Origin of the sequence: Cyanobium sp. PCC 7001 (assembly GCF_000155635.1) — a bacterium.
GTDB lineage: Bacteria > Cyanobacteriota > Cyanobacteriia > PCC-6307 > Cyanobiaceae > NIES-981.
Genome location: NZ_DS990556.1, coordinates 1,003,702 through 1,016,898, shown reverse-complemented (window position 1 = coordinate 1,016,898; position 13,197 = coordinate 1,003,702). Strand labels below are relative to the sequence as shown.

The following is a 13,197-nucleotide window of genomic DNA, read 5'->3' as shown; positions in this document are numbered from 1 at the left end:
CCTAGCCACCGCCGGCGGTGAGGCCCCGTTGCCCCTGAACGTTTCGTGCCGCGGGGGCATGAGACGCTGGACCGGTTTGGCCGCTGCCCACGCCCATGCCCCGCCGCACGGACCTCAAACGGATTTTGCTGCTGGGGTCGGGCCCCATCGTGATCGGCCAGGCCTGCGAGTTCGACTACTCCGGCACCCAGGCCTGCAAGGCCCTGCGGGCCGAGGGGTACGAGGTGGTGCTGGTGAACAGCAACCCCGCCTCGATCATGACCGATCCGGACATGGCGGATCGCACCTACATCGAGCCGCTCACCCCCGAGGTGGTGGCGCGGGTGATCGCGATCGAGAAGCCCGATGCGCTGCTGCCCACCATGGGCGGACAGACCGCCCTCAACCTGGCGGTGACCCTGGCGGAGAACGGCACCCTGGCTGAGTTCGGGGTGGAGCTGATCGGGGCCGACCTCGAGGCCATCCGCAAGGCCGAAGACCGCCAGCTGTTCAAGCAGGCGATGGAGAAGATCGGGGTGGCGGTGTGTCCCTCGGGCATCGCCAACAACCTCGAGGAGGCCGAGGCGGTGGGCGATGCCATCGGCAGTTACCCGCGCATCATCCGGCCGGCCTTCACCCTCGGCGGCAGTGGCGGCGGCATCGCCTACAACCCCGAGGAGTTCCGCGCCTTCTGCAAGAGCGGTCTGGAGGCCAGCCCCGTCTCCCAGATCCTGATCGAACAGTCGCTGCTGGGCTGGAAGGAGTTCGAGCTGGAGGTGATGCGCGACACCGCCGACAACGTGGTGATCGTGTGCTCGATCGAGAATCTCGACCCGATGGGGGTGCACACCGGCGACTCGATCACGGTGGCGCCGGCCCAGACCCTCACCGACCGGGAATACCAGCGGCTGCGGGACCAGTCGATCGCCATCATCCGCGAGATCGGCGTGGACACCGGCGGCAGCAACATCCAGTTCGCCATCAACCCCGCCAACGGCGATGTGGTGGTGATCGAGATGAACCCGCGCGTCTCGCGCAGCTCGGCCCTGGCCAGCAAGGCCACCGGCTTCCCGATCGCCAAGCTGGCGGCCCGCCTGGCGGTGGGCTACACCCTCGACGAGATCATCAACGACATCACCGGCGCCACCCCGGCCTGCTTCGAGCCCACGATCGACTACGTGGTCACGAAGATTCCCCGCTTCGCCTTCGAGAAGTTCCAGGGCAGCCCGGCGGTGCTCACCACTTCGATGAAGTCGGTGGGCGAGGCGATGGCCATCGGCCGCAGTTTCGAGGAATCCTTCCAGAAGGCGCTGCGCTCGCTCGAAACCGGCCATGCCGGCTGGGGCTGCGACCGGCCCGACCCCAGCCCGGATGCCGCCGCCCTCTGCAGCGCCCTGCGCACGCCAACGCCGGAGCGCATCTTCGCCGTGCGCACCGCCATGGTGGCGGGGCTGAGCGATGCCGAGATCCACCGCCTCAGCGCCATCGATCCCTGGTTCCTGGCCAAGCTGCGCGGCATCGTGACCGCCGAGCAGGCCCTGCTGCGGGGCCGCAGCCTCGAGGAGCTGGATGGCGAGGCCCTGCTGCGGCTCAAGCAGCTGGGCTTCTCCGATCCCCAGATCGCCTGGGCCACCGGCAGCGACCAGCTGGCCGTGCGCCGCCGGCGTCAGGCGCTGGGGGTGAACGCGGTGTTCAAGACCGTGGACACCTGCGCCGCCGAGTTCGCCTCCCAGACGCCGTACCACTACTCCACCTACGAGCGTCCGCTCGAGCGCATCGGTGCCGATGGGGTGGTGGCGGTGGTGCCGCCCGAGAACGAGGTGACGCCGGAGAGCCGCCGCAAGGTGATGATCCTGGGCGGGGGCCCCAACCGCATCGGCCAGGGCATCGAGTTCGACTACTGCTGCTGCCATGCCTCCTTCGCCCTGCAGGAGGAGGGGTTCGCCACCGTGATGGTGAACAGCAACCCGGAAACGGTGTCCACCGACTACGACACCTCCGACCGGCTCTATTTCGAGCCCCTCACCCTCGAGGACGTGCTCAACGTGATCGAGGCGGAGAAACCCGCCGGAGTGATCGTGCAGTTCGGCGGCCAGACGCCGCTCAAGCTGGCCCTGCCGTTGCTGCGCTGGCTCGATTCGGCCGAGGGGCAGGCCACCGGCACCCGCATCTGGGGCACCTCGCCCCAGTCGATCGACACCGCCGAAGACCGCGAACAGTTCGAGGCGATCCTGCGCCGGCTGGACATCCGCCAGCCCCGCAACGGCCTGGCCCGCAGCGAGGAGGAGGCCCTGGCCGTGGCCGAGCGGGTGGGCTACCCGGTGGTGGTGCGCCCCAGCTACGTGCTGGGGGGGCGGGCCATGGAGGTGGTGTTCAACGTGCAGGAGCTGAAGCGCTACATGGCCGAGGCCGTGAACGTGGAGCCCGACCATCCGGTGCTGATCGACCAGTACCTCGAGAACGCGGTGGAGGTGGATGTGGATGCCCTCTGCGATGCCACCGGCACGGTGCTGATCGGCGGGGTGATGGAGCACATCGAGCCGGCGGGCATCCACTCCGGCGATTCCGCCTGCTGCCTGCCCACCGTGAGCCTGGGGGAGGCGGGCCTGGCCACGATCCGGGCCTGGAGCAAGGCCCTGGCCCTGGCCCTGGACGTGCGCGGCCTGATCAACCTGCAGTTCGCCGTGCAGCGCACCGCCGAGGGGGAGGAGCGGGTGTTCATCATCGAGGCCAACCCCCGGGCCTCCCGCACGGTGCCGTTCGTGGCCAAGGCCACCGGCGTGCCCCTGGCCAAGGTGGCCAGCCGGCTGATGGCCGGGCGCACGCTCGCGGATCTGGGGCTGCGCACCGAACCGGTGCCGCCCCTGCAGACCGTGAAGGAGGCCGTGCTGCCCTTCAAGCGCTTCCCCGGCTCCGACACCGTGCTCGGCCCGGAGATGCGCAGCACCGGGGAGGTGATGGGCATCGCGCCGGCCTTCGGCATGGCCTACGCCAAGGCCGAGCAGGGGGCGGGCGAGAGCCTGCCCACGGCCGGCCGTGCCTTCCTCTCCACCCACGACCGCGACAAGCAGGGGCTGGTGCCGGTGGCCCGGGGCCTGGCGGAGCTGGGCTTCGAGCTGATCGCCACCGCCGGCACGGCGGCGGTGCTGGCCGAGCAGGGTCTGCAGGTGGAGCCGATCCTGAAGGTGCATGAAGGGCGCCCCAACATCGAGGATGCGATCCGCTCCGGCCTCATCCAGCTGGTGGTGAACACCCCGATCGGTCGCCAGGCCGCCTTCGACGACACCTACCTGCGCCGGGCGGCCCTCGACTACGCCGTGCCCACCCTCACCACCCTGGCCGGGGCGCGGGCTGCGGTGGAGGCGATCCGCGCCCTGCAGGACCATCACCTGCAGGTGACGGCGCTGCAGGACATCCACCCGGCGCCGGCCGCCCAGCCTCCGGTGCCCGCTGGGTAGCGTTGGGGCCCCTGCGCCCCTTCCCTTGACCGCCACCCTCTCCAGTCCGATCCAGGCCGGCAGCGACTGCACCGCCGCCTTCAGAGCCGCCTACGAGAACCGCTACACCTGGGAGCCTGGTTTCGGCGGTTACCGGGGCCGCTGCGTGCTCGAGCAGGACGGCCGTGTGGTGGAAGGAACCTTCCAGGTGGGTGCCGATCTGAAGGCCAGTGTGGAGGGGATCGAGGCCGAGGCCGATCAGAAACTGCTGGCCGGCCAGCTGTGGGAGGTGGCCATTCACCGGGTGCGCCGCAGTTTCGAGCAGACCCACGGCGCCAACACCTTCACCGCCGGCGACACCGATGCGGTGGGCACGGAGGTGATCGTGGGCGGCAAGAACGCCGGTGACCGCTACCGCATCAAGGACAACGTGGTGACGATGGTGCACCGCCACATCCACGGCACCGTGGTGACGATCTTCACCGAGTCGGTGACCGACACCGGCGCCGGCTACCTCAGCCGCTGCTACACGAGCCAGTACGCCGATCCGGCCAGCGGCGAGGCCCGCGGCGGCCGCAGCCATTTCACCGACACCTTCGTGCCCCTGGGTGGCAGCGGTCCCTGGGTGCTGAGTGAGCGGGTGGTGGCGGTGGAGGCCCACGGCGACACGCCGGCCAGCCGCCAGGTGTTCCGTTTCGAAGACCTCCAGCCCCTGGGGTAGGGCTGGCCGAAGCGGGCGCCCCATGACACCATCGCGGCAATCTGCCGAGGCCCCGTGGACGTGCTCTCCCAAATCAGCGGTGTGGTCTGGGGGCCGGCCACGCTCTGGCTGATCGGTCTCACGGGCCTCTACCTGATGCTGGGGCTGCGGTTCATGCCGCTGCTGCGCATCGGTTTCGGCTTCCGCCAGGCGATCGCCTCGATCCGCTCCTCCAAGGGGGAGGGGGATGTCTCGGCTTTCGAGTCGCTCACCACGGCCCTGGCCGCCACCATCGGCACAGGCAACGTGGCCGGCGTCGCGGGTGCCATCGCCGTCGGTGGCCCCGGCGCGGTGTTCTGGATGTGGGTGATCGCCTTCGTGGGGATGGCCACCAAGTACGCCGAGTCGCTGCTTGCCGTGCACTACCGCGAGGTGGACGATCTTGGCGAGCACGTGGGCGGGCCCATGTACTTCATCCGCAACGGGCTCGGTCCCCGCTGGGCCTGGCTGGGGGTGCTGTTCGCCCTGTTCGGCACCCTGGCGGGCTTCGGCATCGGCAACGGTGTGCAGGCCCACGAGATGGCCAAGGCGCTGCAGGAATCCCTGGGGATTCCGACGTTGGCCACGGGCGTGGTGATGGCCGTGCTGGCCTACCTGGTGCTCATCGGCGGCATCGAGCGGATCGGCAAGGTGGCCGAAGTGGTGGTGCCCCTGATGGCGGCCGTGTACGTGGTGGGCTCCGTGGTCATCCTGCTGCTCCACATCGACAAGATCCCCGGCGCCTTCGGGGTGATCTTCGGCAATGCCTTCAGCGGCCAGGCCGCCGCCGGTGGTGCCCTGGGCACGGTGATCCAGAAGGGCATCGCCCGCGGCATCTTCTCCAACGAGGCGGGCCTTGGCACCGCTCCGATCGCCCAGGCGGCTGCCAAACCCGGGGATCCGGTGCTGCAGGGCAGTGTGGCCATGCTGGGCACCTTCATCGACACCCTGGTGATCTGCACGATGACCGCCCTGGTAATCGTGGCCAGTGGCCTCTATGACAGCGGGGCCCAGGGGGTGACCCTCACCATGGCCGCCTTCGACTGGGGCCTCCCGGGCGGCAAGTGGTTGGTGACCTTCGCCACGGTGTTCTTCACCGCCACCACGATCCTCGGCTGGGGCTACTACAGCGAGCGCTGCCTGGAATTCCTGGTGGGCACCGGCGGCATCAAGCCCTTCCGCTACGTGTGGGTGGCGGTGGTGGTGCTGGGTTCGGTGGCCAGCTTCGAGGCCATCTGGACCATCGCCGACATCCTCAACGGCCTGATGGCCATCCCCAACCTGATCGGCCTGCTGCTGCTCTCGGGCACCGTGTTCCGGCTGACCCGGGCCTACCGGTTCGACCCGGCCGAGTGAGGGTTCGGCCGGGTCGGGACCGACCTCAGCCCATGGGGGCGATGCCCTCCAGCTTCCCTTTGAGCTGGCTGGCCAGGGCCTGACGGCCCACCACCAGCACTTTGAGGGTGTCTTCGTGCATGCGGAGCTGGGTATCGGCCACCTGCATGGCCCGCACCAGCTCCTTCACTTCCGGCGGCAGGGCGTTGAGGTCGTAGCGCTGGCCTTCGAAGGTGAGGGTGGGCGGCGTGTTGGCGGAGTCGGTCACGAATGGAGCGTGGCGCAGGAACGGCCACACGGTAGGGGGAGGACAGCCCGGCGCAAACGGGCCGGCATCCAGGGCATTGGATGGAACAACGCCTTCGGTGCCGGACGGAACGGTATTGGATGGAACAAATACTCACCGCTGCCGTGAAGATTCGGGGGTGGTTTCCGTGATGTTGCATCGAGCTTAACCCCAGTATTACGAAGTTCTGTTGAGATACGGAGGAAATACGGAAGAGACTCTGGAGGCATCGTTGTGCCTTTGCGTGTTCATTTCTGAATGGTTTCTGAGTGTCTCTCCTACGGGGCGCCTCTCCTTCCGGTGAGCTGACGGGATCGGCTTCCTCCGCTTGAGTGGGGCAAAACTCTTCTCTGGCAGGCGATCTGGGATGAGTTCTGCTTGCTGCAGTCCCGACTGTCCCAGGGCGATTCAGGCAATCTTCAGGACATCACGTGGTGTATCGGGGGGGATGACGCCTTGTCATGGCCTTGGTCAGGGTGAAAGCACCCGTACTGCGTCCTTCAACGCGGCCTAATCCCATGCTGATCACCAAAGAGGATCTGCTGTTCATCCTCGAGCAGATCCAGGTAGCGGAAACCCACTCCTCTGAGACCCAAGCCGATCATGTGGTGGCGGCTGAAGCTGGTGTCGTCCTCGATTCCGAGGACAGTGCCGCCACGTTGGCCTCCCTGATCCCGGGCCAGACCGAAACCCCCACAGGCCTGCGTACCGTCAGCGGCACCCTCAACAACCTCACCCCGGGGCGCACCACCTTCGGTGCGGCCGATGTGGGCTTCTCGCCCTCGTCCAGCCTGCTCGCCTCGCTCACGCCGGATTTCGGAACCGGCACTCCGGGACCAGGACCCTTCCCCGGGGGGCCCGACTACACGATCACGGCCGATCCGACGACCTGGAACGTCAACGACGTGGAGCCCCGCTGGATCTCCAACATCATCGCCGATTCCAGCACCAGCAACCCGGCGGCGGTGGCGGCGGCGGCCACCCAGAACAGCCTGCTCGAGGCGCCGGTGCCGATGCCCGGCCAGAACGTGAACGCCTTTGGCGTGCCGCTCGGAGATGACGGTCAGGAACTCGGCATCGAGAACTTCGGTGGCGGCGACACCATCGAGATCCGCAACGTCGCCCCGCTGCCGATCAACGCCCCCTACAACTCCTGGCTCACCCTGTTCGGCCAGGGGTTTGACCACGGCCTGGATTTCATCAACAAGGGTGGTAACGGGAATGTGTTCATCCCGCTCGATCCCAGCGACTCCCTGTTCGACGCGGGGGCTGATGGGATACCGGGAACGGCCGACGATGGGCCCAACTTCATGGTCGTCACGCGTGCCACGCGTGACTTCGCCAATGGGGGAGCCACCCAGAACGTGACCACGCCCTGGATCGACATGAACCAGGCGTATGGGTCCCATGCGTCGTACCAGGTGTTCCTGCGGGATTACACCGTGAACAGCACCTTCGGCAGCGATGGCGATCCAGGGTTTAGCCCGATCTCCGGCCTGCAGCTGAACCAGGAGTTCGGTGCTGTGATCTCCACCGGCAACATGCTCGCCAGCACCCGAACGGGCAGCGGCCTGCCCACCTGGGCAGACATCAAGGCCAACGCCGAATCGATGTTGGGCTTTGTGCTCACGGACGACTTCGTTCTGAGTTCCCCCCTGCTGGCCACCGATGACTACGGCCGCTTCATTCCTGGGGCGAGTGGCCTGCCTCAGGTGGTGGTGGAAACCGCACCGGGTGTGTTCACCCTGGTGGAGGGCAACCTCACCACTCCGGTGGATCTCAGTGCTATTCCGGGCGGTGGAACCGTGGTGCGCACGGGTCACGCCTTCCTGCTGGATATCGCCCACCCCGCCAACCCCACATTCAATCCGGACGGAACGGTCGATCCGACGTCCTATGACCCGGCGCTGCTGAATGAACACTTCATCGCCGGTGATGGGCGTGTCAATGAGAACCAGGGTCTCACCGCCTTCCATACGATCTTCCACAACGAGCACGATCGTCTTGTTGCCGACTACAAGCGCATTGCCCTTGAAGCCGCTGCATCCGGCGACCTGAGCTTCATCAATGCGTGGCTGCGTCCCGGTAGGCAGCTTGCCTCAGGTGATCCGGTTCCCGGCGTTGACTCCGATGCCTGGGATGGCGAGCGCCTGTTTCAGGCAGCCCGCTTCATGGTGGAGATGCAGTACCAGCATGGGGTGTTTGAAGAGTTCGGCCGCTTCATCGACCCGAATATCGCCCTGGATTCAGGGTTCAATGTGACCCTGAACCCTGCCATCACGGCGGAGTTTGCCCACGCGGTGTACCGCTTCGGTCACTCGATGCTCACCGAATCGGTGGATCGGTTTGGGATTGACCCGGTGACGGGTGACTGGAGCAACAACTCCGAAAGCCTGATTGCGGCCTTCCTGAACCCGGTTGGTTTCCTCCAGTCGCTTGACGCTGTTGGCACGACTCAGGATCTCACTCCTGAGGAGGCTGCGGCGGAGGTGCTGCGAGGCATGACCCGTCAGCAAGGCAATGACATCGATGAGTTTGTCACCCCTGCACTGCGCAACAACCTGGTTGGGCTTCCGCTTGACCTCGCCACGATCAACATCGCCAGGGGGAATGAGCTCGGGCTACCCAAACTCAATGCGGCAAGGGCTGAATTCTTCTCCCTCACCGGTGGCAACCCCTCGCTGACCCCGTACAGCAACTGGAACGATTTCCGCAGCCATCTCAAGCACGACGCTTCGATCTACAACTTCGTGGCGGCCTACGGAACGCACCCCACGATTACCTCGGCCACCACAGTCGAGGCGAAGCGTGCCGCAGCCATGGATCTGGTGGATTACGTCCACCCCGATGGGCCGGCCTTCATGAACGCCCAGGGTGGCTTTGCTGGACAACGTGCTGGCCTCGACAATGTCCATCTCTGGATCGGCGGCCTGGCGGAGGCGCCTGAGGCGGGTGTCACGATGCTCGGCACCACGTTCGCCTTTGTGTTCGAACAGCAGTTGCAGGCCTTGCAGAATGCAGATCGCCTGTACTACCTGCGGCGTCTGAACGGCAACCTTCTCACCCAGATTGAGAACAACACCTTCGCGGCGATGGCGGAACGCGCGCTGGGAGGTGCGATCACAAGCCTGCCGGGCCACATCTTCTCGCTTCCCACTTACACCCTCGAGGTGGATGCGGCCACCCAGCACACCAACCTCGGCCTCGACGGCAAGGCCGACCCCGTGGGTGGTGCTGTGTCCTCCAATCTCCAGGAGGTCTATCGCACCAGCCAGGGGGATCCCAATCACTCGACAATCAGCCAGATTGGCTTCAATGTCGCCAACGTGCTCCGCTACAACGGCCTGGGCCATGTGGTGCTCGGCGGCGGCGCCGAAGCGGATCTGCTTCAGGCCGGCAGCGGCAACGACACGGTGTATGGCCGCGGTGGCAACGATGTGATCTTCTCCGGCCAAGGGGATGACCAGGTCTGGGGTGGCGAGGGCAACGACTTCATCTCGGACAACTTCGGCCTGAACTTCCTGCGGGGTGAGGCAGGCCACGACATCGTGCTGAGTGGATCTGGTGCAGGCCTTTCCTTCGGTGGCACGGGCAACGACTGGTTGGCGGCCCCACTGGGTGGCATCGGCAACGAGATGTTCGGGGAAACCGGGAACGACTTCATCCTGGCCAGTGATGCAGGTGGTGCCGGCAATGGCGGGGATGGCGACGACTGGTTCGAGGGCACGTTCTCCGGACCTGACAAATTTGTGCTCGACGACGGCGTGGGTGCTCTGCTTGGTGCCAGTGGTCTGGGCCGCCCGGGCCAGGCCAAGGGCAATGACGTGTCGATGTCGAAGGATGGCGACGACTTCATTGACGGCGACTTCGGCAACGACGTCTTCGTGGAGGGCTCCGGTGTTGACACCTACAACGGCGGTGCCGGCTTCGACTGGGTGAGCGGCGCTCGCAATGGCACGGATCCCGATCCACTTGTTGCTCCCCTCTCCGGTGCGGATGTGCACGGTCTGGGCATCGACCTGCTGGGTCTCGCGGCAGGAGGCATCGGCAACCAGTTTGCGGATGCCACCGATGGCCTGGTGGAAGCCCTGGCGGGTTCCAACCTGAACGACATCCTGATGGGTGACGACAATCTGGATCTGGTGGGCGGCAACGTCTTCCAGGATCTGAACCAGGACGGCGTCTTGAATGGCCTGGACTTCGTTCTGGATTCTGAACTCGTCGCCCGGGGGCTCAAGGTTGATGTCAATGGCCCTGCTGGGATTCCTGATGGAGTGATCAACCAGTTCGACAGCGGTGTGAGCTTTGACTGGAATGGGGATGGTGTTGTCGATGTGGCCGATCTGCTGCCGGTGGTTGTCAACACGAACTTCGACCCAACCGGGGCTATCCCAGGCAATCCTCTGATCGGAATTCCCCTTGCAGGTGTGTTCCAGGATACAGCTGCCGACAGTCGTCTGTTCAACCTGCCTTTGGATCAAGGCGGTATTGCTGGCCTGTTTGCTGATAACGTTCTTCCAGGGAACGACTTCCTGCAACTGATTCCCACGGCCCTGATCGAGAACACGGCGATCAACACCCGGATTCCCGATGTCACGATTCCTGCAGAAGCTCTCTTCGCTGCCGATATCTTCCTGGATCCTCCCGGAGTGATCACTGACGCGAATGGGGACGGCGTCACCAATGACGAAGACCAGTACTTCAATGCCGGCAATCTTCTGATCGGTGGTGGTGGTGCCGACATCCTCTTCGGCAAGGCTGGCAACGATGTGCTCGACGGCGATGCCTGGCTGAACACCCAGATCGTCTGGACCGCTCCTGCGGGCCATGCCTCGGGTCTGCCAGCTGGCACCCAGATCCGCTTTGCGGACATGGCCGAGATCAATCGGCACCAGCTGATCACTACGAACACGATCTCTCCTGGTGATCTGTCCATCGTCAAGGAATTGGCCTCCACCGTTTCGGCAGGCGATGTCGCCAGCTTCATCGGCAGCCCGGATGAATTCCTCTTTGAGGGCTGGCGGCGCCTTTACGTCAACGATGCTGGTGTGCCGATTGACGCTGACGGCTTGACTGCTGCAGACGTTGGCTTCGCTGGCGAGATTGACTACATCACCGATCCCTTCCTGGGGGTGCCGATCGGCTTCCCTGAGGATCCGAATCGTCCTGGGCAGCCTTTGTTCCTGGAGAGGGGGCTGGACGGCGTCTCCCTGAGCCTTTTTGACCTCGGGGCTGATGGGATCGCCGGGACCGCAGACGACATCTTCTTCGACCCCGGCCTTGATCCGGTGAGCCTGGCTGATGACGTCCCGGTGGGTACGACCTTCATCGGTGCCGATGGCCTGGCCCGTGCCTTCCCGCGTACCGCGCTGTTCGGTGCCGATGGTGTTCAGATCGAGTACAACTTTGATCCCACCACGCTTCTGTTCACTGGCGTGAGCGGTCTCACCACGACCAGCTTTACTGACGTGGGTTTCCCCTTCCCGGAAGGCGATGATCTCACCGGGGACACCCGCGGTGCTGGCGATGGATTCTTCTCCGTTCTCCATCACCCAACCGTGGCTCAGGCAGCGGATCCCTCCCGCGTGGCCCTTGTCGGTGGGGTGGCGCCGGAGCAGGGCATGGACTTCGTGCGCAACATTGAACTGCTTCGCTTCTTCACACCGAATGTTCTCGATCCGAGCCTGGTTGATGCGGCTGGCAATGCTGATCCGCTGTTCGTTCAGGACGGAGGCAGTTTCTTCGACATCGACACCATTGCCCTCCTGACGCAATTCCAGACCCCTGGTGTCGCGGTTGGAGACAGTGGCGCCGCCAACCTGGCTCAATTGCTGTCAAGCCGGAACTTCAATGCCGGCTTCGCGGCCACCGGTCCCCAGGCACCGGGTGCGGGCATCCCCAACGCGGTGCTCACCCTGGCCAACGACACCGGTGGATCCGGCAGCGACCTGCTCACCAGTGATGCCACCGTCCTGCTGAACGGGCGCGCCACTGGACAGCGCTATGAGATCTCGCCCACGGGCAATCCCATCAGCAACGACTGGGAGGAGCTCATTCCCACCGGTATCCCCGGTATCGGTGAGGTCATCCTCGAATCGGACCTGCGCACGCGCCTGCCTCTGGTGCAAGGTGCCAACACGGTGCACGTCCGGGTGGCCACCATCCCCTCCACGGACCCCCTCGCACCCCGCGATCCCTCCCAGCTGGGGGCTCCCACCAGCTTCACCTTCAACCTGGATGAGGTGAACCCGGATGCGCCGCTTCAGGTGGTGGGATCAGCTGGTGGCAACGACATCTTTACGGGCATCGAGCCCGGCGCCGTGCTCCAGTATTCGGTGGATGGCGTGGCGAACTGGGGCACCACCCCCTTCCCCACCGGCACCAACTACTTCGTCCGTCAGACCGACCTGGCGGGGAACGTGTCGACCACCCGCTCCGTGGTGGGCTCGCTGCCTGTGGCTCCTCCAATGGCTCCTCCAATGGCGCCTCCCGCTGCGCCCCTGCCACCCAGCACACCTCCGGGACCGGTTCCAGTCGAAACGGCGGGGAACGCCACGCTGCTGCCGAACAACCAGTTCGTCGCCAACAGCAAGCCGAACAAGGTGCGCACGATCAAAAAGCTCAACAAGTTCATGAAGAGGGGTACGGCCCTCGGCATTGAGCAGGTGAAGAAGGGCAAGTTCGACACCGTGTTCGTGAAGGGCGGCAAGAAAACCAAGTACGGCCTGGCCCATCTCAACAAGAACGGCAAGCGCCTCAAAGGTGAGATGGACAAGATCACCGGAAACCACAAGCGGATGGGCAAGTGGGAGAACAAGTTCGGCCAGGACTTCAACGGTGACGGTGTGATCGGCAAGCTCTCCAAGCAGATGCGCAAGGATGCTTTGCTCAGCAGCGCAGCGCCCTCGCTCAATTCCGAGATCGGCGCTCCCATCACCTCGGTGATCACCCCGCCTCCCAGCCCCACCACGCCGATCGTGGATCCGGTGCTGTCCGGCGTGGCTGCCGGCACCTCGCTGGTCTGAGCTCTACCGGCTTCGACCGCTTCGCCAGCCCCCCGGCTTTGCCGGGGGGCTTTTTCATGGAGGCCTCAGGTCTGCGGCCGCTTGAACACGAACATCAGCAGCGGGCCCACCTGGGCGGCTTCCACCATCTCCCAGTTCTCGCGGCCCAGGGCGTTGAGAAAGAACTGAAGCTGCTCGGCCGGGTGGCGGGGCCGGGCATTGGCTGCGGCGTACTGCTGCGGGAACTCGCGTCGCAGGAATTCGGGGCTCAGCGCACCCCCCAGCCGCTCGCTGTCGCTGCGGGGGGTGGGCGGCTCCGGCGGGGCGCCGCTCTCCACGTTGATGTGGATCACCCGGTACTCCCAGCCCATGACCCTCAGCGCGTGATTCTTCAGGCCAGCATGTCGCCTGCGGGGG

At 65.5% G+C, this 13,197-nt stretch carries 6 protein-coding genes; 4 read left to right on the top strand and 2 right to left on the bottom strand.

Annotation, left to right across the window (positions count from 1 at the left end; genetic code table 11):
* Positions 1 to 95: 95 nt before the first annotated feature.
* The 3 genes from carB to CPCC7001_RS04910 are packed head-to-tail and all read left to right on the top strand — an operon-like array spanning position 96 to position 5,511.
* The gene (gene carB / locus CPCC7001_RS04920) at positions 96 to 3,437 is read left to right on the top strand and encodes a carbamoyl-phosphate synthase large subunit (RefSeq protein ID WP_006911345.1); all 3,342 of its coding nucleotides are present in this window, start codon (positions 96 to 98) and stop codon (positions 3,435 to 3,437) included.
* 25 nt (positions 3,438 to 3,462) lie between these two features.
* Positions 3,463 to 4,137 carry a DUF3386 domain-containing protein gene (locus CPCC7001_RS04915; RefSeq protein ID WP_006909474.1) on the top strand — a complete coding sequence of 225 codons (675 nt, stop codon included), beginning with the start codon at positions 3,463 to 3,465 and terminating at the stop codon, positions 4,135 to 4,137.
* Positions 4,138 to 4,191: 54 nt separating this feature from the next.
* Positions 4,192 to 5,511: a sodium:alanine symporter family protein gene (locus CPCC7001_RS04910; RefSeq protein ID WP_006911305.1), complete on the top strand. Its 1,320-nt coding sequence runs from the start codon at positions 4,192 to 4,194 to the stop codon at positions 5,509 to 5,511.
* A 25-nt stretch (positions 5,512 to 5,536) separates the two neighbouring features.
* On the opposite strand, the gene CPCC7001_RS04905 is transcribed toward CPCC7001_RS04910, so the two are convergent.
* Entirely contained in the window at positions 5,537 to 5,758 is a 222-nt protein-coding gene (locus CPCC7001_RS04905) for a DUF6447 family protein (protein WP_043369569.1), read from the bottom strand.
* Positions 5,759 to 6,741: 983 nt separating this feature from the next.
* Between CPCC7001_RS04905 and CPCC7001_RS13990 the strand changes: the two genes are divergently transcribed.
* Positions 6,742 to 12,801 carry a peroxidase family protein gene (locus CPCC7001_RS13990; RefSeq protein WP_198006454.1) on the top strand — a complete coding sequence of 2,020 codons (6,060 nt, stop codon included), beginning with the start codon at positions 6,742 to 6,744 and terminating at the stop codon, positions 12,799 to 12,801.
* Positions 12,802 to 12,866: 65 nt separating this feature from the next.
* On the opposite strand, the gene CPCC7001_RS04895 is transcribed toward CPCC7001_RS13990, so the two are convergent.
* Positions 12,867 to 13,151: a hypothetical protein gene (locus tag CPCC7001_RS04895; protein ID WP_006910750.1), complete on the bottom strand. Its 285-nt coding sequence runs from the start codon at positions 13,149 to 13,151 to the stop codon at positions 12,867 to 12,869.
* Positions 13,152 to 13,197 lie beyond the last annotated feature (46 nt).

Coding starts and splice junctions, on each gene's coding strand:
- carB (WP_006911345.1), top strand. CDS start 96: ATGCCCCGCCGCACGGACCTCAAACGGATTTTGCTGCTGGGGTCGGGC.
- CPCC7001_RS04895 (WP_006910750.1), bottom strand. CDS start 13,151: ATGGGCTGGGAGTACCGGGTGATCCACATCAACGTGGAGAGCGGCGCC.